Source organism: Finegoldia dalianensis (genome assembly GCF_046255015.1).
Classification (GTDB): Bacteria; Bacillota; Clostridia; order Tissierellales; family Peptoniphilaceae; genus Finegoldia; species Finegoldia magna.
The window spans coordinates 190,916-216,460 of record NZ_JBDLBQ010000002.1; the positions used below are offsets into that span (position 1 = coordinate 190,916).

General features: G+C 33.5%; 32 protein-coding genes. 21 read left to right on the forward strand and 11 right to left on the reverse strand.

Annotated features, from left to right (window positions below):
• Positions 1 to 93 precede the first annotated feature (93 nt).
• The 5 genes from jag to rpmH are packed head-to-tail and all read right to left on the reverse strand — an operon-like array spanning position 94 to position 2,472.
• Entirely contained in the window at positions 94 to 1,023 is a 930-nt protein-coding gene (gene jag, locus ABDJ34_RS03420) for an RNA-binding cell elongation regulator Jag/EloR (RefSeq protein WP_412701374.1), read from the reverse strand.
• The gene (locus ABDJ34_RS03425; RefSeq protein WP_412701375.1) at positions 1,020 to 1,751 is read right to left on the reverse strand and encodes a YidC/Oxa1 family membrane protein insertase; all 732 of its coding nucleotides are present in this window, start codon (positions 1,749 to 1,751) and stop codon (positions 1,020 to 1,022) included. The genes jag and ABDJ34_RS03425 overlap by 4 nt, the downstream gene beginning before the upstream one ends.
• A gap of 15 nt (positions 1,752 to 1,766) precedes the next feature.
• Positions 1,767 to 1,979 carry a membrane protein insertion efficiency factor YidD gene (gene yidD / locus ABDJ34_RS03430; RefSeq protein ID WP_094206476.1) on the reverse strand — a complete coding sequence of 71 codons (213 nt, stop codon included), beginning with the start codon at positions 1,977 to 1,979 and terminating at the stop codon, positions 1,767 to 1,769.
• Positions 1,967 to 2,308 (reverse strand): ribonuclease P protein component, encoded by a 342-nt coding sequence (rnpA, locus tag ABDJ34_RS03435; protein WP_002835949.1) that lies wholly within the window; start codon positions 2,306 to 2,308, stop codon positions 1,967 to 1,969. The genes yidD and rnpA overlap by 13 nt, the downstream gene beginning before the upstream one ends.
• 29 nt (positions 2,309 to 2,337) lie before the next feature.
• Positions 2,338 to 2,472 carry a 50S ribosomal protein L34 gene (rpmH, locus tag ABDJ34_RS03440; RefSeq protein WP_094204583.1) on the reverse strand — a complete coding sequence of 45 codons (135 nt, stop codon included), beginning with the start codon at positions 2,470 to 2,472 and terminating at the stop codon, positions 2,338 to 2,340.
• 600 nt (positions 2,473 to 3,072) lie between these two features.
• Between rpmH and dnaA the strand changes: the two genes are divergently transcribed.
• The 15 genes from dnaA (at position 3,073) to ABDJ34_RS03515 (ending at position 17,116) form a co-directional block, all read left to right on the forward strand.
• A complete protein-coding gene (gene dnaA / locus ABDJ34_RS03445) occupies positions 3,073 to 4,518 on the forward strand; it encodes a chromosomal replication initiator protein DnaA (protein ID WP_002835943.1) in 1,446 nt (481 codons plus the stop codon).
• A gap of 287 nt (positions 4,519 to 4,805) precedes the next feature.
• The gene (gene dnaN, locus ABDJ34_RS03450) at positions 4,806 to 5,909 is read left to right on the forward strand and encodes a DNA polymerase III subunit beta (protein WP_002835942.1); all 1,104 of its coding nucleotides are present in this window, start codon (positions 4,806 to 4,808) and stop codon (positions 5,907 to 5,909) included.
• On the forward strand, positions 5,902 to 6,108 hold the full coding sequence (gene yaaA, locus ABDJ34_RS03455; protein WP_002835941.1) for a S4 domain-containing protein YaaA: 207 nt from the start codon (positions 5,902 to 5,904) through the stop codon (positions 6,106 to 6,108). Before dnaN ends, yaaA begins: the two co-directional genes overlap by 8 nt.
• On the forward strand, positions 6,108 to 7,175 hold the full coding sequence (gene recF / locus ABDJ34_RS03460; protein WP_094224020.1) for a DNA replication/repair protein RecF: 1,068 nt from the start codon (positions 6,108 to 6,110) through the stop codon (positions 7,173 to 7,175). The genes yaaA and recF overlap by 1 nt, the downstream gene beginning before the upstream one ends.
• Position 7,176: 1 nt before the next feature.
• Positions 7,177 to 7,419, forward strand: coding sequence for a DUF370 domain-containing protein (locus tag ABDJ34_RS03465; protein ID WP_094206578.1), 243 nt, complete (start codon positions 7,177 to 7,179; stop codon positions 7,417 to 7,419).
• Positions 7,419 to 9,335, forward strand: coding sequence for a DNA topoisomerase (ATP-hydrolyzing) subunit B (gyrB, locus tag ABDJ34_RS03470; protein WP_412701376.1), 1,917 nt, complete (start codon positions 7,419 to 7,421; stop codon positions 9,333 to 9,335). The genes ABDJ34_RS03465 and gyrB overlap by 1 nt, the downstream gene beginning before the upstream one ends.
• Before the next feature lie 9 nt (positions 9,336 to 9,344).
• Positions 9,345 to 11,765: a DNA gyrase subunit A gene (gyrA, locus tag ABDJ34_RS03475; RefSeq protein ID WP_412701377.1), complete on the forward strand. Its 2,421-nt coding sequence runs from the start codon at positions 9,345 to 9,347 to the stop codon at positions 11,763 to 11,765.
• Positions 11,766 to 11,775: 10 nt separating this feature from the next.
• Entirely contained in the window at positions 11,776 to 12,087 is a 312-nt protein-coding gene (locus ABDJ34_RS03480; protein ID WP_412701378.1) for an STAS domain-containing protein, read from the forward strand.
• Positions 12,087 to 12,431, forward strand: coding sequence for an ATP-binding protein (locus ABDJ34_RS03485; protein ID WP_412701379.1), 345 nt, complete (start codon positions 12,087 to 12,089; stop codon positions 12,429 to 12,431). Before ABDJ34_RS03480 ends, ABDJ34_RS03485 begins: the two co-directional genes overlap by 1 nt.
• Positions 12,432 to 12,435: 4 nt before the next feature.
• On the forward strand, positions 12,436 to 13,212 hold the full coding sequence (locus tag ABDJ34_RS03490) for a SigB/SigF/SigG family RNA polymerase sigma factor (protein ID WP_412701380.1): 777 nt from the start codon (positions 12,436 to 12,438) through the stop codon (positions 13,210 to 13,212).
• Positions 13,213 to 13,824, forward strand: a complete 612-nt coding sequence (locus ABDJ34_RS03495; RefSeq protein WP_412701381.1) for an ABC transporter ATP-binding protein — start codon at positions 13,213 to 13,215, stop codon at positions 13,822 to 13,824. It begins immediately after the preceding gene.
• A 1-nt stretch (position 13,825) separates the two neighbouring features.
• Positions 13,826 to 14,599, forward strand: a complete 774-nt coding sequence (locus tag ABDJ34_RS03500) for an ABC transporter permease (protein ID WP_412701382.1) — start codon at positions 13,826 to 13,828, stop codon at positions 14,597 to 14,599.
• 12 nt (positions 14,600 to 14,611) lie between these two features.
• Entirely contained in the window at positions 14,612 to 15,970 is a 1,359-nt protein-coding gene (fumC, locus tag ABDJ34_RS03505; RefSeq protein ID WP_412701383.1) for a class II fumarate hydratase, read from the forward strand.
• 73 nt (positions 15,971 to 16,043) lie between these two features.
• Positions 16,044 to 16,268 (forward strand): LPXTG cell wall anchor domain-containing protein, encoded by a 225-nt coding sequence (locus ABDJ34_RS03510; protein WP_412701384.1) that lies wholly within the window; start codon positions 16,044 to 16,046, stop codon positions 16,266 to 16,268.
• 536 nt (positions 16,269 to 16,804) lie between these two features.
• Complete coding sequence (locus ABDJ34_RS03515) at positions 16,805 to 17,116, forward strand: hypothetical protein (RefSeq protein WP_154273436.1); 312 nt, start codon at positions 16,805 to 16,807, stop codon at positions 17,114 to 17,116.
• 268 nt (positions 17,117 to 17,384) lie between these two features.
• Here ABDJ34_RS03515 and ABDJ34_RS03520 read toward each other — a convergent pair whose 3' ends face one another.
• Both ABDJ34_RS03520 and ABDJ34_RS03525 read right to left on the reverse strand, forming a co-directional pair.
• Positions 17,385 to 18,029, reverse strand: a complete 645-nt coding sequence (locus ABDJ34_RS03520) for a DUF3841 domain-containing protein (RefSeq protein WP_412701385.1) — start codon at positions 18,027 to 18,029, stop codon at positions 17,385 to 17,387.
• Positions 18,029 to 18,685 carry a YoaK family protein gene (locus tag ABDJ34_RS03525; RefSeq protein ID WP_412701386.1) on the reverse strand — a complete coding sequence of 219 codons (657 nt, stop codon included), beginning with the start codon at positions 18,683 to 18,685 and terminating at the stop codon, positions 18,029 to 18,031. Before ABDJ34_RS03525 ends, ABDJ34_RS03520 begins: the two co-directional genes overlap by 1 nt.
• A 119-nt stretch (positions 18,686 to 18,804) precedes the next feature.
• Here ABDJ34_RS03525 and ABDJ34_RS03530 point away from each other — a divergent pair, with 119 nt between their 5' ends.
• Positions 18,805 to 19,911, forward strand: coding sequence for a sulfurtransferase (locus ABDJ34_RS03530; protein WP_412701387.1), 1,107 nt, complete (start codon positions 18,805 to 18,807; stop codon positions 19,909 to 19,911).
• Positions 19,912 to 20,301, forward strand: a complete 390-nt coding sequence (locus tag ABDJ34_RS03535; RefSeq protein WP_412701388.1) for a hypothetical protein — start codon at positions 19,912 to 19,914, stop codon at positions 20,299 to 20,301.
• Between the two features lie 23 nt (positions 20,302 to 20,324).
• Here ABDJ34_RS03535 and ABDJ34_RS03540 read toward each other — a convergent pair whose 3' ends face one another.
• Complete coding sequence (locus ABDJ34_RS03540; protein ID WP_225560149.1) at positions 20,325 to 20,759, reverse strand: DUF3139 domain-containing protein; 435 nt, start codon at positions 20,757 to 20,759, stop codon at positions 20,325 to 20,327.
• Positions 20,760 to 20,768: 9 nt separating this feature from the next.
• A complete protein-coding gene (locus ABDJ34_RS03545) occupies positions 20,769 to 21,167 on the reverse strand; it encodes a DUF3139 domain-containing protein (protein ID WP_412701389.1) in 399 nt (132 codons plus the stop codon).
• A 107-nt stretch (positions 21,168 to 21,274) separates the two neighbouring features.
• Here ABDJ34_RS03545 and ABDJ34_RS03550 point away from each other — a divergent pair, with 107 nt between their 5' ends.
• Genes ABDJ34_RS03550 through ABDJ34_RS03560 form a run of 3 tightly spaced genes read left to right on the forward strand, consistent with a single transcriptional unit; the run spans position 21,275 to position 21,846 of the window.
• Positions 21,275 to 21,460: a DUF1659 domain-containing protein gene (locus ABDJ34_RS03550; protein WP_094206588.1), complete on the forward strand. Its 186-nt coding sequence runs from the start codon at positions 21,275 to 21,277 to the stop codon at positions 21,458 to 21,460.
• Between the two features lie 11 nt (positions 21,461 to 21,471).
• Positions 21,472 to 21,690: a DUF2922 family protein gene (locus ABDJ34_RS03555; RefSeq protein WP_412701390.1), complete on the forward strand. Its 219-nt coding sequence runs from the start codon at positions 21,472 to 21,474 to the stop codon at positions 21,688 to 21,690.
• 9 nt (positions 21,691 to 21,699) lie between these two features.
• Entirely contained in the window at positions 21,700 to 21,846 is a 147-nt protein-coding gene (locus ABDJ34_RS03560; RefSeq protein ID WP_002835918.1) for a YvrJ family protein, read from the forward strand.
• Positions 21,847 to 21,979: 133 nt separating this feature from the next.
• On the opposite strand, the gene ABDJ34_RS03565 is transcribed toward ABDJ34_RS03560, so the two are convergent.
• Both ABDJ34_RS03565 and ABDJ34_RS03570 read right to left on the reverse strand, forming a co-directional pair.
• A complete protein-coding gene (locus ABDJ34_RS03565; RefSeq protein WP_412701391.1) occupies positions 21,980 to 23,101 on the reverse strand; it encodes a transglutaminase-like domain-containing protein in 1,122 nt (373 codons plus the stop codon).
• 70 nt (positions 23,102 to 23,171) lie between these two features.
• Complete coding sequence (locus ABDJ34_RS03570; RefSeq protein ID WP_154254654.1) at positions 23,172 to 23,711, reverse strand: rhodanese-like domain-containing protein; 540 nt, start codon at positions 23,709 to 23,711, stop codon at positions 23,172 to 23,174.
• A gap of 241 nt (positions 23,712 to 23,952) precedes the next feature.
• Between ABDJ34_RS03570 and ABDJ34_RS03575 the strand changes: the two genes are divergently transcribed.
• Entirely contained in the window at positions 23,953 to 25,542 is a 1,590-nt protein-coding gene (locus tag ABDJ34_RS03575) for a potassium/proton antiporter (RefSeq protein WP_412701392.1), read from the forward strand.
• Positions 25,543 to 25,545 lie beyond the last annotated feature (3 nt).

The following is a 25,545-nucleotide window of genomic DNA, read 5'->3' on the forward strand; positions in this document are numbered from 1 at the left end:
TCTTAGGATAAATCATAAAAAATTTGTTGTCAACTTTATTTCTTGTCATCCCACAAAAAAAGACCACATACCAAAGATATGTAGTCTTGTAATTTATTTTCTTTTAATAATAACTCTTCTATTAGGCTCATTGCCTTGAGAGAATGTATTCACTTTTTCATCGTTTTGAAGATAAGTGTGAATGATTCTTCTTTCGTATGGATTCATAGGTTCAAGCTTGATATCTCTTCCTGTTTGAACAGCCTTATCAGCTAATCTTCTAGCTAATTTTTGAAGAGATCTTTCTCTTTTTGATCTGTATTGGTTACAATCCAAAATAACTCTTATATAAGTATCACTGTTTCTATTAGTAACCAAATTTACGATATATTGAAGAGAATCTAATGTTTCTCCCCTTTTTCCTATGATAATTCCGATATCAGATTCTTCTGAACACATAATATTGAACTTAATCATATTTCCTTCAGTTCTAGATTCGATATCGCAATCAATTCCCATATCTTCAATCATTTGTTTCAAGAAATTCTTGCTTGTGATGAAAAGTTCGTCGTTTCTATCAATAGTAACATTAGATTCAGCTTCTTGTTCTTCTTCAGTTTCTTCAGATTTTACAGCTTCTTCAGCTTCTTCAGCATCTTTAACTTCTTTAGATTCTACTGGTTTTGCTGTTTCTACTGGTTCTTCTACGATTTCTTCCTTATCATCTTCTGTAGGTTCTGTTTTAACTTCTTCTACAATTTTCTTATCTTCTATAACTTTAGTATCTTCTTTTTGTTCTGTTTCAACTGAGTTAGAGTCAGAGTTTAGGATATTCTTCACGAAATCATCTGTACCCTTTTCTTTAACATCGTCTTTCAAAGACACCCTAACGACAGCGTCCTTTGCTCCAAACAAGCCCAAAAAACCTTGTTTAGCTTCATTTATAACTTCGATGTTAACTTCGTTTCTATTAGCTTGAAGCTTATCCAAAGCTTTATCGACACATTCTTCAACAGTCTTCGCACTAATTACTGTGCTTCTCATCTAACTTCCTCCGCAACATCTTTTTTGTCTTTATTTTTAATTATTAACCTTATTAAAACTTCTATAACGTTAGAAAATGCCCAATAAAGGATCAAACCTGAAGCGTATTTGCTTGAAATGAAGAACATAAATATCGGCATGAAATAAATCATTGATTTGTTCATCATTTCCATTTGATCAGGTTCATTTGACTTCTTATCCTTGTTATTAGTAGGCATACTGATCTTTGCTACTAAAAATTGAGTGAAAGCATTTATTAAAGGCAATCCAAACAATACTGGATCTGGTTTAGTCAAATCAGGTATCCAGAAGAAATTACGAGCGATCTCATTAATCTTAGACACATTATCAAACATGTACTTTCCTGGTTCTCTCATTACTCTAAATAATGCAAAAACCAAAACCATTTGTAAGATAATTGGCAAACAACCACTTAAAGGATTGAAATTATACTTCTTGTATAATTCTTGCATCTTTAATTGTTGAGTTTGTGGGTCGTTCTTGTACTTTCTTTGAATTTCCTTAATTTCCGGTTGCATCAAAGCATTTTGTTCTTGAGTTTTTTGCGTATGAATAGTTACCGGAAGAGTTATAAGCTTATAAATAAGTGTTAATAAAAGAATTGATATCGCAAAATACGATATACTTTTAGGTTCAGCCATCACATGTGAGATGTTTTCATATATGAACCTAAGAATAGTTCCAAATACATTTGCAATTATTTGCAATTCTACAACTCCTTTTTATTTTAGTGGGTCATATCCGCCTTTTGAAAATGGATTACATCTTAAAATTCGCCAAATAGTAAGCCCTAACGCCTTAAAAAACGGCTTTTTTCTGAAAGCCTCCAACGCATATTGTGAACAAGTTGGATAGTATTTGCACTTCCCATGCCCCAAATACGGCGAAATAGCTTTTTGATAAAATTTTATTAAAAAAATCATCACTTTCGACATTTTTTATTCGATGCCTTTCTACAAACGTGCAATAATGCAGATTCTAGCTGTTTGTAAGTTAAGTCTTCAGTGTTTTTCTTCGGGATAATAACCATATCCAAGCCCTTGTCAAACTCAGAGAAATTAAGCCTTACAATCTCTCTCAGTTTCCTCTTGATTCTGTTTCTTTCAACGGCATTGCCGTACTTTTTAGTAACAGAGAATCCGATTCGAGTTCCTTTTTTTGAATTGTACACTACCAAAGAGAAGTTTCTATTATAATAAGTCTTTCCCCTCTTGTAGACAACATTGTATTCCCTGTTATCTCTTAACCTTACACTTTTATCCATAATAAATTAAAGGCCACAATGAATGTGACCTAAGCTGATAATACTTTTCTACCTTTTCTTCTTCTAGCCTTTAAAACAGCTCTTCCACCTCTAGTAGCCATTCTACTTCTAAATCCGTGGTCTTTTTTTCTTTTTCTGTTATTTGGTTGATAAGTTCTTTTCATCAATCGCACCTCCTAGTATAAAATAAAGGACTTTTGCCTATAAAAACACTACTCCAATTATACTTACCAATATGTCAATTGTCAAGCTTTTTTGTTGACAATCGCGAATAAAAAGACAGTTACAAAAAATTTTACTGTAAACAAAATTTTTACATTTTAAATACCAAATCCACAAAACTCAAAAATTTGTGGATAACTTTTATCCACATTTTAATTTGAATTTAAAATATTAAACGCAATTTGGGGATAAGTTTTTTCAAAATCAAAACCATTTATTAAAAAATCCAATAAATTTGTAATAAAAGATATGATTTGCTATAATTAAAGTATCAAAAAGTATGAAAAGTACGCATTTATTAACAAATTGTGGATAAGTTGTGGATAATATGTGAATTCTTGTTTTAAAACTTCACGAATTTGCTGTATATTCTAATTTAATATCCACAATTATTTTTCTATAAATTGATGTGGATAAGTTGTGCGAATGTGAATAAATTATATATTTTTTTTGTTTAAATTGGAAAATAGCTATTTATTCAATGTGGATAACTCATCATTTTGTGGATAAACTTGTTGATAAGTAAAAAAACGAGGTGAAAAATGACCGACAAAGATGAACTCTGGTTAAAAATATCTAACACATTTAAACAGGAAATGTCAGATTTGAACTTCAACACGTGGATTGCTCCATTAAAACCTCTTTATTTAACAAATACTGAATTTATTTTGCTTTCTCCAAATAGATTTACCAAAAAAACAATCTATAACAAATACTACGACGATATCCAAAAATACTTGGATTTCATCAGTAATGTCAAGAGAAAAGTAGTCATCATAGACCGTTATGAAATGGATAATTACAAAGACGAAAATATAATTCAAAACCAAAACATAGATGGTCAACGATCCATTCTAGTAAGTGAAGAAGTATCAGAAGATGAAAAATACACTGTAGAAGACAAAAAACCTGAAACAAAACTACCAGAAGAAAAAACTGATTTGAGCCCTTATGGCAAGAATTTAATCAGCAAATACAAATTCGATACATTTGTAAAAGGAAAAAACAACGAACTAGCATTAGCCGCAGCACTTGCAGTCGCACAAAACCCAGCCACAGCATACAATCCATTGTTTATTCATGGAAAAGCAGGATTGGGTAAGACTCACTTGATGCATGCCATTGCTCATGAAATACTTAAAAATAACCCAAAAGCTAGGGTTATTTACACTACTAGTGAATCATTTACAAACGAACTTATATCTTCAATAGGAGATAAATCTACGAAAAAGAATTCACAATTTAGACAAAAATACCGAAATATAGACGTACTATTAATTGACGATATTCAATTTATAGCAGGAAAACAAGGTACGCAAGAGGAGTTTTTCCACACATTCAACGAATTGTATAACCACAACAAGCAAATCATACTTTCCAGTGATAGACCTCCAAAAGAGATAAAAACATTGGAAGAGAGGTTAGTGTCGCGTTTTGAGTGGGGATTAATGGCAGACATTCAACCACCAGATTACGAAACACGTGTGGCTATTATAAACGAGTATTTAGATAGAAATAATACATCACTTACCCCAGAAATAATCGATTATATTGCTATGAATGTCAAAAGCAATATACGTGAGTTGGAAGGGGCAGTAATGAATGTCGTAGGTCAAAAAACTCTGATAGGAGATGGCAACATTACATTAGATTTGGCAAAAAATGTTTTAAAACAACTTATCGCAGACACTCAATTAAGGCCTGTAACCATAGATTTAATCATTGAGAGTGTGTGTGATAGGTACAATGTAAGTCAAGATGATTTGCTTTCAAAAAAGAGATCCAAACAAATCGCATATCCAAGGCAAATAGCAATGTATGTGTCCAGAAAATTGTTGGATATTTCTTTGGTTAGTATTGCTTCAAGTTTTGGCAAAGATCACTCAACAGTAATGCATGGAATCAAGAAAATTGAGAATGATATCAAAAAAAGTTCAGAATTTGATGAAGAAATTGATAACCTAATCAACTACATTCAAAATTCTTAATTTATTAAACTTTATGATTGTGGATAAGTTTATTTTAGAGTTTTCTATCCACAATTTAATATTAATAACTATGTGGATAAGTTGTTGATAACTTTAAAGTGATAAACTAAAATTGTAAAAAGTTGATAATGTTGATAATCGCACAGCTTGTGCCAATTATATACACATCGTTATCAATATATAAAACACCACAAATTACAAACAAACTAGAGTTATCCACAATACAAACAGCCCTACTACTACTATTACTAACTATTATTATTATTTGTATAAACGAAAGGTAAAATATGAAATTAAAAATATCGCAAAAAGAATTACTTAAACATATCAATATTGCGCAAAAAGCGGTGTCATCTAGAACGACTATTCAGATATTAGAAGGAATTTTGTTCATCGCAGAAGAAAATTGTCTTAGACTTGTTGCTACGGATTTGGAACTTATTGTGGATACTAGAGCAAATTGTGAAATCTACGAAAAAGGTCAAATTGTAATTAACTCATCAATGATAGGAAATATCATTAGAAAGCTTCCTGACGACGATATTTATATTGAAGTGGACGATAATAATATCAACATTAAATGTTTGTCTACGGAATTCAACATTCAAGGTCAAGATTCAAACGAATTTCCATCTCTTCCTTATATAGATAAGGATGTTAAATTGACTTTGGAACAATCTGAACTTAGAGATTCCATCAGAAAAACATCATTTGCTACAAGTATGGACCAAACAAGACCAGATTTGACAGGTGTTTTGTTCAATATTATGAACGATAGGATTGAATTTGTGGCCTTAGATGGTTACAGAGTTTCACTTGATTGTATGAGTAATGTGAGTGAGTTTGAAATGAAGGCTATTGTTCCAGCGAGAGCTTTGAATGAAGTTTACAAGATTTTGGAAGAAGGGGAAATAACTCTTAACATTATTACTGGAAATATTATTTTCAAATTGGAAAACACTGATGTTTATTCTAGATTAATCGATGGTCAATATATCGACTACAATCAAGTTATGAAACAAGATTTTTCGACTGTCGTTACTATAGAAAAGAGAGCTTTGCAAATGGCGTTGGAAAGAGCGTCTTTGATGGCAAAAGAAGACAAGGCAAACTTGGTTAAGCTTGATTTTTCTGGAAATGAATTGCATATTTCATCTAATACTGATATTGGTAAGGTCGATGAGTATGTGAAGTGCGAAATCGGTGGAGAAGATTTGAAGATTGCTTTTAATGCTAAGTATTTGTTAGATGGCTTGAAGGTTATCGACGATGACGATATTACTTTGAATATGAGTGGAAGTCTAAGACCGATGGTGTTTAAGCCATTGAACGATACCAATTACACTTATCTTGTCCTTCCGGTAAAACTTGCAGGAGGTAATAATGATTAGTGTTAAAATTGAGTCTGAATTTATAAAATTGGAACAGTTTCTAAAATTCGCATCCATCGCACAAACTGGTGGCATGGCGAAAGAACTTATTAAAGAATCCATGGTTAAGGTAAATGACGAGGTTGAAACAAGACGCGGCAAGAAGCTTTATCCAGGAGATGTAGTGGAATTTGAAGGAGAGAAATACGTAGTCGAATAATGATCGTTCAAAAATTAAAATTATATAATTACAGGAATTTCTGTGAAATAGAATTGGATTTTTGTGATGGTCTGAATCTGATTGTAGGCAGAAATGCCTCGGGTAAGACTAATATTTTGGAAGCTATTAATGTAGCTTTGAAGGGAAAAAGTTTCAAAACCAACACCAATTCTCACTTGATTAAATTCGGTGAAGATGAGGCTCGTATTGTAATGGATGTCTACGATGATGGTTTTGAGGATAAGATAGATATTACTATTAAAAGTAACGAAAAGATACTAAATGTGAATGAAGCTTTTGTGAATACTATTAAAGAATACAATGAGTATTTTGAGTGTATTGTTTTTAAGCCAGATGATTTGAAGATAGTAAAAGAATCGAAATCTTTGAGAAGAAAATTCTTAGATGAGTCCATAAGTGGTGTGGATAACTATTACAGGACTGTTTTGAAACAGTACAATCAAGTGTTGGATGAGAGAAATAAGCTCATCAAAAACCACAGGTACAATTCGTATTTTAATGAACAGTTAAAGGCTTTGAATATTCAATTGGCAGACACGGGCTCATATATTATGCACAAGAGAAAAAGTTATGTCGAAAGGCTTCATCTTATCGCAAAAAACGTGTGCTCAAATTTGAGTGATGAGAATGATAAGCTGGACATGGAAAATAATTTTTCGATAGAATATGTAGAGGATATGACTAATCAGAAGAATACTTATTACAAGAGTTTGGTAGATATTTTGGATAAGGATTTGGAAAATAAGCAAACTAATTTAGGTATCCATCGTGATGATTTGGATATTTTAATCAACGACAAATCGGCTAAGTTTTTTGCATCTCAAGCTCAGGTGAGAACTGCTATTTTATCGATGAAGCTTGCACAATTGGATTTGAGTAGATTTTATAATGATAGATTGCCAATTATTTTATTAGATGATGTGTTCAGTGAACTTGACGATTACAGAATCAACTACATCATCAGATATATCAAGGATTTTCAAGCTTTTCTGACGACTTCAGAAAGAGCTCCGGAAGGGTTGTACACGATAAAAATAGGTGAATGATATGTATTTGGATATTGGCAACAACACATTAATTGATGAAAATGAGATTATAGCAGTAGTTAATGTCTCGGACAAATTCTTCAAAGATTTTGATAAAAATGATTTGGATTATACGAAAAACGTAGAATTTGTGAATGAAGATGAGGACATTACTATAAGGTCTATAGTCATAACTAATAGAGGAGTTTACAAGTCAAATATCAGTGGGAATTATTTGATGAATAACTTTATGAAAGGAATATAATGAAGAAAAATAGAGAATATACTGCAGATCAGATTACAGTATTAGAAGGATTGGAACCGGTTCGTGTAAGACCAGGGATGTACATCGGTTCTACTGATGAAAAAGGTCTACACCATTTGGTGTACGAAGTAGTCGACAACTCAATTGATGAGGCGTTGGCTGGTGTGTGTGATTTGATTAAGGTTACTATAAAAAAGGACAATTCAGTTATTGTAGAAGATGATGGTTCTGGTATTCCGGTTGAAACACACCCAAAAACAGGCAAATCAACGCTTGAAACTGTACTTACAGTGCTTCATGCGGGTGGTAAATTTTCAAACGACGCTTACCAATACTCAGGTGGTCTTCACGGGGTTGGTGTAAGCTGTGTTAATGCTTTAAGTACATATCTTATTGCCAGAGTCAAAAGAGACGGCAAAATGTACGAACAAAGATTTGAAAAAGGAAAAACTGTTACAGAACTTACTGTTATAAAAGAAAATGTCAGAGGAACTGGAACAACAATTGAATTTATGCCGGACAATACGATTTTTGAAACTTTGAATTTCGACAAAAATGTTCTTGCAAAAAGATTCAGAGAAATGGCGTTTTTGAATAAGGGCGTGAAGATAGAATTTGCTGATGAAAGAGAAGGCTACAAGGAATTGTTCCACTACGAAGGTGGTATCAAATCATTTGTAGAATACATCAACAAATCCAAAAAGCCTTTGGATCACGAAGTTATGTATATCGAAGGAGAAAAAGAAACTACTAAAGTGGAAATAGCTATGCAATACACTGAAAGCTATAACGAAACTATAGTTTCATTTACTAATAACATTAAAACAGTTGACGGTGGAACACATGTTGTAGGATTCAAATCTGCACTTACTCGTGCTCTTAACGATTATGCAAGAAATAAAAACATATTAAAAGAAAAAGACGATAACTTATCTGGTGATGATGTCAGAGAAGGTATCACTGCTGTTGTTTCAGTAAAACTTAACAACCCACAATTTGAAGGACAAACAAAAGGAAAATTGGGTAACTCCGAAGCTAGAACTGTTGTGGACAGCGTTGTGTACGAACATTTGAGTTTTTATTTTGAGGAAAATCCAAAAATCGTCAAGACAATTATACAAAAAGCATTGGCATCACAAAAAGCAAGACTTGCCGCCAGACGTGCAAGGGATTTGGTTCGTAAAAAATCGGTGCTTGACAATACTACACTTCCAGGAAAACTTGCTGACTGCCAAAGCTCAGACATCGAACACAACGAAATCTTCCTTGTCGAAGGGGATTCTGCCGGTGGTTCTGCCAAAGGTGGCAGGGACAACAAATTCCAAGCTATTTTGCCATTGAGAGGTAAAATCTTGAATGTAGAAAAAGCTCACCTTGAAAGAGTTTTAAATTCAAACGAAATCAAAGCTATGATTACTGCATTTGGAACTGGAATTGGCAAGAATTTTGACATCAGCAAACTTCGCTACGGTAAAATCGTAATAATGACAGATGCCGATGTCGATGGAGCGCACATTAGAACACTTTTACTTACATTCTTGTACAGATTTATGAAGCCATTAGTGGAAAAAGGTCACGTGTACATCGCACAACCACCACTTTACGGAATTATCAAAGGTGTTAAAGTAATGGAATATTGCTACACAGAAAAAGAATTGGAAGAAGCTTTTGAAAAATACGGCGAAAGAAGTAACATCAAAGTTCAAAGATACAAAGGTCTTGGTGAAATGAACGCAGAACAATTGTGGGATACTACAATGAATCCTGAACACAGAATCCTAATCAAAGTCGAAATCGACGGAGAAGACGAAAACGAACTCGACAACACATTCGATGTTTTGATGGGAGACAATGTTGAACCAAGAAGAGAATTTATAGAACAAAATGCTGTTTATGCACAAAACATTGACGCTTAGGAGAATAATATGACAGAAAGAAAACTCAATATAAAAGAAGCTGATTTGAAAAAAGAAATGGAAAGTGCATATTTGGATTATTCTATGAGTGTAATTGTATCACGTGCACTTCCAGATGTAAGAGACGGATTGAAACCTGTTCACAGACGTATAATTTACGGAATGCAACAACAAGGGTTGTTCCCAGATAGAAAATACTCCAAGTCTGCAAGACTTGTAGGGGAAGTAATGGGTAAGTATCACCCTCACGGTGACAACGCAATTTACGATGCAGTTGTAAGACTTGCACAAGATTTCAACATGAGATATCCACTTGTAGATGGCCAAGGTAACTTCGGTTCAATTGACGGTGACGGAGCTGCCGCACCTCGTTATACGGAGTTACGTATGGCAAAACTATCACTTGAAATGTTGCGTGACATCAACAAAGATACTGTTGATTTCCAAGACAACTATGACGGTGAAGAACAAGAACCAGTTGTACTTCCATCTAGATTTCCTAACTTAATCGTAAATGGATCCAGTGGTATCGCTGTTGGTATGGCGACAAATATGGCTCCACACAACTTAGGTGAAACTATAGATGCATTAATCGCATCAATCGACAATCCAAATATTACAATAGAAGAATTGATGAAACACATCAAGGCTCCTGATTTTCCAACAGGTGGAAACATCATGGGACTTGAAGAAGTCAAAAATGCATACACAACAGGACGTGGAAAAGTCAAACTAAGAGCAGAAGCTAGGATTGAGGAATCAAAGGGAAGATACAAAATAATCGTCACAGAAATTCCTTACCAAGTTAACAAATCCAATTTAATCAAAAAAATCGCAGACCTTGTAAAACAAAAGAAATTAGAAGGTATTAGCGATTTGAGAGATGAATCGGACAGAAAAGGTATGAGAATTGTCATCGAAACAAAAAGAGATGCCAATCCAAATATCGTGCTTAATAACTTGTACAAATACACTCAAATGCAAACTACATTCGGGATAATCAACCTTGCACTTGTAAATGGCGTTCCAAAAGTTTTGAATTTGAAACAATTGATCGACCACTATCTTGTTCACCAAGAAATTGTAGTTAGAAGAAGAACGCAATTCGATTTGAACAAGGCGAAGGCTAGAATTCACATAGTGGAAGGATTGTTGAAAGCAATCGACAATATCGATGAAATTATTCACATTATCAGAACAAGTTATGATGATGCGCTTGAAAAATTGATGCAAAGATTTGGTTTTTCAGAAATTCAAGCCCAAGCAATCTTGGATATGAGACTTAAAAGATTGCAAGGTTTGGAAAAAGAAAAACTACAAAATGAATTTGACGAATTGAGCGCATTGATTGAACAATTGACAGAAATTTTGAATAACAGACACATGTTATTGGAAATCATCAAAGACGAATTATCAGAAATTAAAACAAAATATTCAGACGATAGAAGAACTAAAATTCTAAGAGATGACGGTGATTTTGAAGATATGGAACTTCTAGAAGAAGAAGACATGTTTATTACTATCACTAACAAAGGCTACATCAAACGAATTTCCACAGATGCATACAAAGTTCAACACAGAGGTGGACGTGGTGTTAATGCAATGGGAATGAAAGATGGAGATTTCATCAAAGATATGTTCGCAACTACAACTCATCAAGATTTGTTGTTCTTCACTAATAAGGGAAAAGTTTATTCACTAAAAGCTTACGAAGTTCCAGAAGCAAGTCGTACTGCTAGAGGATCCAACATCATTAACCTAATCCAAATCGATGCCGATGAAAGTGTTACACAAGTATTGGCGTTGGATAAGGACAAAGAAGACGATCAATTTATAATATTTATCACTAAAAATGGTAAAGTGAAGAAGACTTCGTTGGATTTGTACGAAAATATTAGAAAAACTGGTATAATTGCTATCAAATTTGACGAAGGTGACGAACTTATCGATGTTAAACTTGTCGAAAAAAATGAGAATGTAATTATCGTCACTAAAAAAGGAATGAGTTTGCAATTTAATGTGGATCAATTGAGAGATTTATCCAGAAACGCTATTGGAGTAAAGGCTATAACGCTTAACAAAGACGATGAAGTTATTTCATTTGATTTGGTAAAAGACAATGAATTCTTGGCAGTTATCAGTGAAAATGGTTACGGTAAGAAGACTGAATTATCCAACTACACTACTCAAAACAGAGGTGGAAAGGGAATTAGAACTTACAAGATTGCCAAGAAAACCGGAGATGTAGCTTGTGCAAAGGCATTGAAAAACGAAGATGAGATACTTTTGATTAGCAAAAAAGCTGAGGTTATCAGAATTAAAGCCGAAGGAATATCTACACTTTCAAGATCAACATCTGGTGTATTATTGAAAAATACAGATAAGGGCGAAGATGCGATAGTAGCTGTAGCTAAGTATTTTGAAGAATAAGGAGAAAATTATGCAATTAAACTACGATATAGTCACAAAAGACGAAATAATTGTAAGAATCCAAGGTGATTTGGACATCAACACTTGCGACGAATTCAGAGATGATTTATTGGAAGAATACAAGAAAAATCAAAAAGACATCAGAATTGATGCGACAGATCTTTCATTTATAGATTCAACAGGACTTGGTGCTTTGATAAAAGTGTACAACGAGCTAAGAGATAATAACCACAAAATCTACATTGACAATATCAAAAAACATGTCAATAAAGTGTTCACGATAACAGAAATGGACAAGATTTTCGTAATAAAGGAGATATAATGGAAGAATTCAGATTAAGTTTTCAAAATGAAAAAGAAAATGTATCTCTTATAAGACTTTCATCATCTTTCATTGCGATGAAGTGTGGATTTTCAGTGGACGATATTGAAGATATCAAATTGTGCGCGAGTGAGTGCTTGAATTTACAAAGAAACAGATCCGAAATCATCGACTGTACGATGACTATTGATGATGAATCTTTAACACTAATCTTCAAATTAGACGGATTTAATCCACGTGAAAACAACGAAAAAGATAAAATATCGGAAATGATTATCCAATCTTTAATGGATGAATACGAAATCAATGGAAGTGAGATAAAAGTTATCAAGAATAGGAAATAATAATATGGCTAATAAATCAATCAAAAAAGAAGAACAGGAGAATATTAAAGAATTATTCTTGAAATTCCAAGAAACACGAGACAAGAAAACAAGGGATACTCTCGTTGAAAAAAACCTGTATATCGCTGAAATATTGGCTAAAAAATACACAGGAAGGGGAATCGAATACGATGATTTGTACCAAGTTGCATGTATTGGACTAATCCTTGCGATTGACCGTTACGATCCATCAAAAGGCTACGAATTCTCCTCCTATGCAACCCCTACAATAGTCGGAGAAATCAAGAAATATTTCAGAGACAAAGGCTGGGTCATCAGAGTTCCACGCAGAATTCAAGAACTCAACAAAAAAGTTGCCAACGCCAAGATTCACCTTGCACAAACTATGCAAAAATCTCCAACAGTTGAAGACATCGCAGATTACTTGTCGATATCCAACGAAGAAGTTTTGGAAGTGTTGGAAGGTGCGAAGGTGTACGCTCCTCAATCATTGGATCAATCGATCGATCAGTCAAGTGACGACAGGGACACTAATCTTAGCGATTTGATTGGAGAAGAAGACAAGGACATGTTGCAGTTTGAAAACAGAGACTTGATTAACAGATGCATGGAGGATTTGAACGAAGTTGAAAAGAAAATTCTTCTTGGAAGATATATCGATAAGAAAACACAAATCGTGATTGCAGAGGAATTGGATATTTCACAAATGACTGTCAGCAGAATGGAGAAGAAAATTCTCAAAAAATTCAAGGCGTCACTCAAGGAACAACTGGAATTTTAAATGGAAATTTTGAGATTTGAAAATGTTAAATTCATCAAAGAGTACGATGATTTTACTATAGATAAAAACGAAGTAGTTTTCGTTGTGGGTAAGAGTGGAAGCGGCAAATCCACTCTTCTCAAACTTATCAACAACACATTACAAATGAAATCGGGCAGAATTTTCTACAAAGATGAAAATATTTTGAATATCAAACCTGTTGAATTGAGAAGAAACATCATAATGACTTCCCAGGAAAATTTCTTGTTTGATATGACTATAAGAGAGAATTTCCATGAGTTTTACAAGCTACGCGATTTAGAAGAATTAACTGACGATGAGATCACTAAGTTTTTGAAAATCACTAATTTCGATGTCGATTTGAACCTCAATGTTGAGAAACTTTCCGGAGGAGAAAAGCAAAGGGTATTCTTGGCTATTGCTCTTAGCTTAGATCCTGAGGTTTTGTTATTGGATGAGCCGACAAGTGCGTTGGATAATAAGACTGCGTTTGATATGATGAAAAATATCGTGGATTATTGCAAACACAACGACATCACACTTGTAGTTGTGAGTCACGCTAGACAATTGGTCGACGAATTTGCAGATAAAATAATCGATTTGGGAGAATAAAATGGGAATAATTAAAATACCATGGACTAGGTTCGTTCTGATTTATTTGCTTTTGTTAGTTGTGTTATTCGTAATGAAGAAGTGTCGTATCAACAAAACAAAAATGCTAGTTGTAGCAAGTGTTCGTATGACTGTGCAACTTATAATCGCAGGTTTCATCCTAACTTATGTGATAAATGCGAACAACAATTTATTTGTAATAATTTACATATTGGTAATGGCGACATTCAGCAGTTTAAAAGTTTTCAAAGGAAATCATTTATCTGACAAATTCAAGGTGATAATTGGGCTTAGTATATTATTTTCGGGATTACTGGTAGAGTGTTTCTACGTAGGTTTTGTCATCAGAAAACCGATTTTCGATGCACAATATGCGATTCCAATATCGGGAATGCTTTTCGGAAACACAATGACGGCTGTGAATTTGGGAGTAAATTACTTAAACGAAAATCTTAAACTAAACAAAAATAAAATCACAACGCTAATTAATTTGGGAGTAAGTGCAGACACAGCACTCATTCCGATTGTGAATCAATCAGTAGAAATGGCGATACTACCTAATTTGAACAGTATGATTGCGATGGGAATTATAAGTCTTCCTGGAATGATGACAGGACAAATCCTATCCGGAGTTAGTCCAAACACTGCGATAATTTATCAGATTTCTGTGATGATAGCCATCTGCGCTAGTGTCAACATTGCAAGTTTTTTGTCGCTTTATTTGGGATACAAAAGTTTGATTAATAATAGAGAACAAATAAATTTTGAATTATAATTGGAGGAAAAAATGAGAATTGAAAAGGATTCTATCGGTGAAATCGAAGTAAGTGACGATGTTTTGTGGGGAGCACAAACTCAAAGAAGTTTCAACAATTTTAAAATTGGAACAGAAAAAATGCCACTTGAAGTCATCAAAGCGCTAACAAGATTAAAAAAAGCGTGTGCGATTTCTAATAACAAATTGGGAAAACTTACAGACGAAAAGAAGGATTTGATTGTGGGTGCATGTGATGAAATCTTGGATCACAAACATGACAGCGAATTTCCACTTGCTGTGTGGCAAACAGGATCTGGAACGCAATCCAACATGAATGTGAATGAAGTTATCGCACACATTGCTAACCTTAAATATGGAGAAAACATAATTCACCCTAACGATGATGTGAACAAATCCCAAAGCTCAAACGACACATTCCCATCTGCAATCCACATTGCACTAAAACACATGATCGATTCAGAATTGATCGAAGAGCTTGAAAACACTGAAAAAGTCTTGGAAACATTGATGGAAGAAAACAAAGATATCATCAAAATCGGACGTACACATTTGCAAGATGCAGTGCCACTAAGATTGTCACAAGAAATATCGGGATGGCTTTTCATGATTAGAAAAGGCAAACAACACATTATTGAAGCAAGTAAAGCGTTAAACGAACTTGCAATTGGAGCTACAGCCGTTGGAACAGGACTCAACGCAGTTAAAGGATTCGACCAAATGGTAGTAGATGAAATAAATGCCCAAACAAAAGGAGAATTCGTCACTGCAGAAAACAAATTCCACGCGCTTACATCAAAAGATGCAATAAGCTATACTCATGGAGCAATCACAGCCCTTGCTAATAATTTGATGAAAATTGCAAATGATGTGAGATTTTTGGCGAGTGGCCCAAGATGTGGAATCGGCGAATTATCAATTCCAGCAAATGAACCGGGCTCATCAATCATGCCTGGCAAAGTAAATCCAACACAAGCAGAAGCATTGACTATGGTTTGTGTACAAATAATGGGCAATAACACGACAATTCAAGTCGCAGCAAGCCAAGGAAATTACGAACTAAATGTGTATATGCCTGTGATTATATATAACGCGTTGCAATCAGTACGACTAATAAAAGATGCTACAAAATCTTTTACAGATAATTGTCTAAGAGGACTCAAAGCAAACAGAGAAGTCATCGATTATTATTTGAACAATTCGTTGATGCTAGTCACAGCCCTTAATACAAAAATTGGCTACGACAAAGCTAGTACAATCGCAAAATATGCACACAAAAACAACACAACACTTAAACAAGCTTCCCTTGATTTGGAAATTCTAACAGAAGAAGAATTTGACGAATACGTCGACCCTACAAAAATGTGCTAGTTAAAAAAATATTTTATATTGAAAAATAATAATATAAAATATATAATAAGTGTGAGGGTAATGGGGGGAGAATATGAAAAAGAAATTAACGATATATGTGGTAGTAGTGATGACGTTTCTGATGCATATCGGATATGACATAAGCTATGGTCAAACAGAAAATAACATAATTTTGGCAAGTACACAAACTTTGCCAAAAGCAGGCATAGACAACGAGCATATTTTAATAAGCATAGCTTGTTTAATAATAATTACTGGTGCATTTTTTGTGTTTTTTAAAAAAAGAGAAAAGAAGTAAGTTATTGATTTACTTAGATAGGAAAACTCACGCAGTTAAGCATATTGCACGAATATGCTTAGCTGTTTTTTTGTTGCTTAGGTAGGTGAATAATTGCTTTGTTAACATAGGTAAGTTTCACGCAGATTAAGCATATTGCACGAATATCTAGACTACAAAAATTTGTTATTTCTAAATCTCGAAACCCTAAAATTTGAAGCTCACTACGTTCGGAGGTCAAATTTTGGCCGGGTTTCTTCGATTTGAAACAACTTGAATTTTCTCCGTATGATATTCTTAGCAATAAGGATTAACTGCTTTTTTGTTATCTATATAGATTATTTTTGTTTATAAATTGGATTTTGAAAAAATAAAATCATTATATAAAATTCAGTTTTTAAAAGATTTAAAAGTACTACAGAACTTATATGTCTTGAGCCATATATTCCAAAAATCCTTAGAGGTGTTATATAATTGGTTCAGGAAATAGTGGATTCTTTAAAAATACTAGAGATGCTTTATAGTAGGAGCAAATCCAAAATAGAAAGGATAATTATATGAGGACGATAAGTATAGGATTAGAATGGGGATCTTACCCTATTCAAGAATTAGATGGTAATGATTATATTATTGATGATATAAGTGCAGAGGAACTAGGATTTGATGATAATTTCTGCGAAAAAGTTAAAATTTTACAGAAAATGTACAATGATTTGTTCATAAATAATGATAAAGAATTTTCTTATATCGGAAATAAAAAAACAGAAGAAATAAAACAAATTAAAGAACTTTATAATGATATTGTAGATGAATTTTTAAATAATTTAAAAGATAAATTTAATATCAAAATATCTGAATTAGATATTTAAAGATTATTATTTATTCTGAAATTAATATTTACTGAAAGACAGAGCTTGTAAAAACTTACAAGCTCTGTTGATAAAGATATTTTATTATATAATTTGTACTTGTTTTAATATAATTAAGTACAATTATATTTTTAAATTTCTACGAATTATTTTTATAGAGCATAGACTTAACTTCATTTACTTATTAAATACTTCTTAAATATTCAAGTTAATATTTTAATAATTCCTTATATAAGGAATTAATTTTGTATCAAATTGTCTAAGATTTTTACAAATAATCTATTAAATTTTCTTCTGATATATCTATTGGGTCGTCATGGTAGTATACTTTGACTATCATGTCTTCTGTGATTTCCCAGATGTTTCCTTGGACTGCGAAGATGTTCCATTCATCGATATCGAAGATTCGTTTGTAGCTTTGATATATTTTTTTGTATTCTTCGGGATAGAGGTATCTGTAATCTTCGGAGCCTATTAGAAACGGGTTAGGCATTTTGTTATCTTTTAAATATTTGTAGTATTTTTTCAAATCGTCTTCATTTAATGGTACGTAGTGGTTGTTGAGGACGTAGTCCCATTTTGCTCCATCTAGATAGACGACCTTTTCTGCGGGTACTTTGAGGCAATATGCTACGGAGTTTTCGTCTGGTTTCATGCAGTTTTTGTTACTGACTGAGCACCAAATCGGTAGTTTTACATCGTCAGGTTTTGGGACGATTTGTTCTGCTTGTTTGACAAAATAGGTGTATTTTTCTCTGAAAAACTCATAGATGTCTCCCAAATGTTCACTTGCGTATTCCAATTTGTTTATGAATCTTTTTTCTTTTTTCAATACGTCTAGTGATCTTTTGTCTTGCATTGTGTAAAGCATTACGTATCCATTTGTTTCATTTGGGTTTTTCATTTGTTTCATTATTTGTTCCTTTCTGTTTCGTGCATTATGATGAATGCGATGAGTATTATGACAGGAAGTATGAGTATTGATTTTGTTGAGTAGACAATTGATGTTAGTGTTCCGATTATACAACCTAGTATGAATATCAAGATTGCAGAATATGTCGTAAATGATGCTTTGAGTAGGTTATTATCTTTTGTGTAGAGGTAGTCGATGAATCTGTCGGTTGCTTTTTTCAAATTTCCAGTGCACATTGTCGTCATCAAATCCACTCCGTTGAATCTTCGAAACGCTTCGATTTGCATTGCACATACGAATGATATGAGAAGACATGCTAATTTGTTCAAATTTTCTGGGATAAATCCAACTAATGCGAGGATTATTCCTTCAAAAACTATTATAACTTGTCTCCAATGTACGATTTTCATGTATTTGTGCTTTTTCTCAAATATTCTAACCAGAGTTGTCCCCAAAATGAATGCGATAATCGGCATAACGTAGCGCACTATTTTGTCCAAATTCCCGTAGCAAATATTAATCGAGAGTAGTACGAGGTTTCCTGTTTGTGCGAACGCGAAAACTCCACCACGGGTTACGTAGCTATAGCTATCCAAGAATCCTCCGATTAGTGTTAGTATGAACATTATTTGTAAACTTTCAGATTTCTGTGTCATTAAATCACCTGCTTATTTGATTATATTATACCATTTTTTAATTTATAGAAAAAATCAATAAATGATTTGAGTGTGGTGTGATATAATATATATGCTAAAAATTAATTCGAGGAGGAATTATGAAAAAATTATACAAATTATTGCTATTAGTTGGTGTTGTGAGCATGGCTTTCACTTCATGTGCTAAAAACGACGACAAAGATAACACTAAACAAGAAGAAAAGTCAGAACAAAAGACTGAAAAAAAATCAGAAGAAAAACAAGAAGAAAAGAAGGAAGAAGCTTCAAAGAAAGAAGTTGACAGAGAAATCTTTGTTGATCCACAATATGTAAAGGATGTAATCGACGGAAAAAGCGATGTAAAAGATTACGTATTAGTTGAAGCAACTTGGGGAGAAGCTAAGGACAGCCCAGATTATTTAAAAGGTAACGGACACATCAAAGGAGCAATCCACGTTAACACAGATTCTGTCGAAGTTGGTCCAGTGTGGAATTTGAGAAAACCTGAAGAAATCGAAAAAGCATTGTTATCACAAGGAATTACAAAGGATAAGACAGTTATAGTTTACGGTCCAGACACTGGGGCAACAAGAGTAGCATTCACATATATGTATGCAGGTGTTGAACACGTTAAGATTTTAAACGGTGGAATTAAAGCTTGGAAAGATAAAGGATTTGAAACAGAAACTACTGAAAACAAACCAGTCGCAGCAACTGATTTTGGAACAAAAATCCCAGCTCATCCAGAATATTTGATTTCTTTGGATCAAGCAAAAGACAAACTTGAAAACGACAAGAATTTCCAATTAATTTCTATTAGAAGTGAAAAAGAATGGAAGGGAATTGAATCAGGATATTCTTACATTCCAAAAGCAGGAGAACCAAAAGGAGCATTGTGGGGAAAATCAGGAAAGGACAATTCAGATATGTCTTTCTACACAAACCCAGATGGAACTTACAAATCATTCGACGAAGTTAAGAAAATGTGGGAAGAACAAGGAATATCTACAGACAAAGAAATGTCGTTCTACTGTGGAACTGGTTGGAGAGCAACATTGCCATGGTTTATGGCGTTTGAAAACGGATTAAATCCAACAATATTTGACGGTGGTTGGAACGAATGGCAAATGCACAAGGAACTTCCAGTACAAGTTGGAGATCCAAAAGACAAGGACGTACAATTCACAACAGTTGATAAGTTGCCAAACGACAGAGCAACAAAATAAATGAAAATATTTAGAAGAATTTTATCGATAATTCAAATCATAGCATTGCTTGCGATATTTATCGTGCATTACTTCACCAAACACAAAATGGGAATGCAACGTCACGTAATGTACAAAAACATGATGTTCGAACAACAAGTCAACATGAACGTAGTAATGCCTGTGGTAATGGCAGTGTTGGTAGTAATGTTTGTGTATTTGACTTACAAAATCATCAAGCACAAAACATCCAAGCTAGAATACGTGCTGTTCGTGAATCTTTCAGTATTTGCAATATTAATGGCGGTATTTGCCAAAAATATTTTCGAATTAGATTACAACATAGCAATCATCCTATCAGCAGTGGTCGCGTTAATACAATTTATAAAAGCAACAAGCTCATCTTATTAGATGAGCTTTTGTTTTGTGGAGAATTATTTCCAAGTGTTTAGACATTTTTGATACTTAATATAATCAGCAAACGGCTTTCTTGCAAGGTAGTTGTGATTGTCTATCATGTTTTTTTCTTTTTCTAATTTTTTATCATAAGCAAAACAAAACATCTTGTTGTAGTTATTTTTTCTAGGATTCAAATAAACATTTGAGTACAAGAAATAACGATACTCATATTGTGTATTGGGATCATCTTTGAAATATATCGTAAAACATGTAGTGTTCTTACTTGCATAATTATATTGTTCTATTGATTTGATGTTGGATCTGTCGGTTCCTTGTAAAGCGAGGACTTGGTCAAGTTTTTTGTTTGCGAAATGGTTTTGAATTGGATGATCAACAACCCACCACACAACATTGTAAATCACGAAAATACAGATCACTATTTTGATAAATTTGTATAATTTATTTTTCATATTCACCTCTTAATACCATCCATCAGTGTATTTCATGTATTTTGCCTTTTTAAAATAAGTGTTACCAATTGGACTTCCTGTAGCGTATTCGTAAATAGAAACACTAATTTTGTTCGTATCTTCAAACAAATGCGTCAAATTAGACAATCTAAAACTAGTCAAATGATAACTATAATTATATTCAACCAATGGATCATCCTTAAAAATCACATCAAAATCATAATCCCCAGTTTTATAATTATAGCTTGATGAAATCTTCAAAATATTATCTTTATTAGTTCCTTGTTGTTCCATGAAAGAATACAGCCTGTGTTTTCCACAAAAATATTGAACTGGATGATTAACAGTCCATCCAACAATTAAGTAGACGATTACAATCGTAAGTAAAATTTTTAATAACCTTTTCATAAATTTCACAACCTTTCTTGTGTTAATTACATTATACCCAAATTTTTCAAATCAGAATAGTAAAATCACACCAACAAATGTATGTATAAATGAAAGGGGGAGTGAAAATGAAAAAATTAAAAATCACTTCAGTAAATGATGTAAATGGAACACAAAAGAAAAGTTCCAAAACTTTCAGTAATTTATCATCAACAGTTACTAACGAAAACTTGAAAAGTGCAGCGTATGCAATCAATTCATTAGTAGATTCTGATGAAAAACATGCGTATGTAGTAGAAGAAACAGAACTTTAGGAGGTATTTAAATGCAAGAATATTTACAAATCAAAATAGGCAATGATTCAAATGAAACAATGACCATCAATTTAACTAACTATGACCGTGCGAAAACTGAACAAGAAATCAGCACAATAATGGACAAAATCTTAGAAGCAAAAACATTCACTGGCAAAAAAGATATCTACAACAAGAAAATATCAGCAGATATCGTAACTGTAGATAAGAAACCAATGAATATACAATAAGGATAACAAATGGACGAATTCTTAAGTTTTGTCGGTAACGTCGGCTTTCCCATTTCAGTGACAGCATTTCTTCTAATCAGAGTTGAATCCAGATTAGAAGATATCAAAATCTCCATTGAAAAGCTGAACGCCATCCTCACTAACTTAAACAGATAACCTTAATTTCATATATCATTTCCTAAAATTAAACCAACAAACCGGTAAGTCTCATGTAAGATTTACCGGTTTTTTACGTTACAAACAAAAAATCGACTCATTAAGAGCCGATTTTCTTACTTAAATTTATAATTTATTTTGCTTCTTCAAATTTGATGTTGTATTCAAAATCTGCTGGATTGTAGTAATCAAGAGCTTTACCTTCTACTTCTGCGTATGGATAACCGAAGTTATTAAGTGGTTTGTCGTCTTGTTTTGGTTCAAGAGTAAGATCACGTCCTGTAGTCAATGCTACACGAAGTGAATCCATTCCACCCCAATAATAATCAGCAAGTTCTTTTGTTTTTTCATCAGATTTGTCTAGTTTTTGTTTCAAAACAGCTTTCAAAACATCGCCTGGATCTGCTTTTACCCAACCTTGACCTTGAAGGTAGAATTCAGACCAGCAGTGTTGACCTTTAGTCATATCATCAGATTCTTTTTTGCTCATTCTTACACCAAAGATTTCACGTGCAGGAACGCCAGCTGCTCTACATAAAGCTACGAAAACTGAGTGGATATCAGTACATTTACCTTGTGGCATATCCAATAATTTTTCAACTTCACCAGTACCGCAACCTTTTACAGATTCGTCACGATTCATATTAGCGATAGTCCAGTCGTAAATTGCTTTTACTTTGTCCAAATCAGTAGTCTTACCTTCAGTGATTTTGTCAGCAAGTTCTTTTACTTTACCATCAACAGGCATCATGCTGTGAGGTTGTAAGAATTCCTTAAGTTCATCTTTTTTAGCTTGATCTTCTTTTTCAGTAAGTTCTCCTCTTTTTATTTCCTTACGTTCAGCATCAAAAGATAGTGAAACCTTACGGTCAGTTGCTTCATTGTCCCATTCAACATAAAGAATCTTGTTACCTAACTTGTCAGTAGTTTGTTGTTGTTTAGCGTGAGCTTCATCCAAATCCACCTTAACGTTAGAAATCTTTTGGTATTCTGAATCTTGTGGAATTGGTAACCACAATTTTACAGATTTGCCTTTATCGTATTTTGACAAATCAACATTTGTTGTCAAAGTTCCTTTTCTTTCTGCGAAGTTTTCTTCCTTCTTTTCTTCTTTTTTGATTTCTACCTTATTAGTTTCTTCCTTTGCAGTTTCTTCCTTCTTAGTTTCAGTAGTTTCTTGTGAGTTATTCTTAGCACATGCTGATAAACTAACCACAAATACCAATAAAAGTAAAATCTTTAATGCTTTTTTCAAAAAAACATCCCCCTTTATATATTTTTACATAAAATTAGGCAATATATGAAATATTGCCCAATTAAATATCTTATTTTGCTGCAGAACCTTCGATTTTATATCCTGCATCCATCCAAGCAACAATTCCACCTGGGTGACGATATACATTTGTAAATCCAGCTTCTTTTGCGATAATTGCGCCGACATCACTTCTAGCACAACCAACAAAACCACAGTATACAACAACAGTTTTGTTCTTGTCTTCGCCCAAAGCTTTCAAGAAAGCTTCTTTTTGTTCTGGTTTTAATTCGTCTGCTTTCATAGGCAATTCTGCATTTACAGCGCCAGGAATTCTGTTTTTGTCAAAAGATTTAGCTGGCATAGTATCCACTATAACCATGTCTTTCTTTTGGTCAATCCATGAATTCAAATCTTCTGTAGATACAAGTTCATATCCACCCTTGTTGACAGCATTTACAAGTTTCATACTTGCAGTTTCAATTTTTTGTTCGTTACCGTCTTTTGCAGTTCCAGGACCTTTGTTATCAGCTCCAGGAGCAGCTTTTTGGCAACCAGTTGCCAATACTAAAATCATGGCAAACAATGTCAAAGCTTTAATGAATTTCTTCATTATGTAATCCCTCCTAAAATATTCTATATACTTATTATATCGTAAAATTTCAGAAAATTTGAGTTTTATTTATTGAAATAATTTATAAATGGGCTGTTTTCAGGGTAAATTTGTGTCATTTTCTATAAATGACATACAATTAATAGATTTTTTATACAAATAATCTATTGCCGATTATGATATACTATAGTTAATTGACATTTAGTTATTAATTTATTCATCAATTTCCCAAGGAGGATTTATGTATATTTTAATCGTGGCAGTTGTGCTTTTGTTGGCGCTTTTGGCTGTTAAATTTTCAAATAGATATGGTATTCCGTCGTTTCTATTGTTTATTATTTTAGGAATATCGTTTAATTTTTTCGGGAAAGATTTCAATAATTACAGGTTTGTGGACGAATTTTCAAGTGTTGCGCTTTTGATTATTATGTTCTACGGTGGTTTCGGTACAAATTTGAAAATGGCAAAACCAGTGACAACACAGGGAGTTATTATGGCAAGTGCAGGTGTTGTGTTAACGTCTGTTCTTACGGGAGCTTTTTGTTATTTTGTACTTAAAATCAGTTTCGTTGAATCCATGCTTTTGGGTTCTGTCGTAGGTTCCACTGATTTTGCTTCAGTGAGTTCGATTTTACGAAGCAAGAATTTGAATCTCAAATACTCCACTGCATCCATGCTTGAAATCGAAAGTGGTTCCAACGACCCGACAGCTTACACTATGACGATGATTTTTTTGTCGATTTTGATAGGGTCTAAGACTTCCGTGTTCAAACTAATTTTGCTTCAAGTTGGTGTCGGGCTGTTGATTGGTTTTTTGATGGCGAAATTGACCGAAAAATTGATTTTCAAGATAGATTTCTCACAAGATGGTCTGTTCACTGTTCTGATTATTTCCTGTGCACTTCTAACCTTTGCGATTAGCAAGAATTTGGGAGGAAATGCGTTCTTGTCAGTGTATGTACTGGGAATTATGATTGGGAATTTGGAATATTATAGAAAGAAAGAGGTTGTGTTCTTCTTCGACGGTTTTTCGGGAATAATGCAGATTGGCTTGTTCTTTTTGCTGGGACTTTTGGCAGATCCTAAAAGTATCGTGAAGGCTGTTCCTGTGGCTTTCTTGGTGATGGTTTTTATCACAATTATTGCAAGACCATTGGCAAGTATTCTGCTTTTGAAACCTTTTGGCTACAAGAAGAATCAGCTTATTGTAATTTCTGCGGCGGGTTTCAGAGGTGCAGCTGCGATTGCGTTTGCGATTATGGTTATAAATAGTAACGCAAAGTTATCTGTGGATTTGTTCCACATAATTTTCGTGATTTGTCTGTTGTCTTGTTTGATACAAGGCTCCCTTTTCCCGATTATTTGTAGGAAAACCGATATGATTGATCCTGACGATACTGTACTTAAAACTTTCAATTATTACAGTTCTAAAAGCGATGTTGGTTTTATCGAAACTAAAATAAATGAGCACAGTGAACTTGTAGGAAAAAAGGTTAGCGAGATTGGGCTTCACTTCGATATAATTGTTGCAAAAATTATAAGAGATAACAAACTTGTAGTTCCACGTGGTGATACTGTGATTTGTGCAGATGACACTGTTATAATTGGCGGCAAATCTTATTTTGACCCGACAGGTTACGGTTTGGTTGAAATCACAATTAGCGACAAAAACAACTGGAATGGCAAGAAATTAAAGGATATCGACATGATTGATTCTGAACTTGTGGTTATGATTCAATCAAAGAACGGCGAAATCATCGTTCCTTCGGGAAATGTTACGCTTAATGTTGGGGATAAGTTGATTATTCTAAAAGAAACGGTTAGATTGTAAATA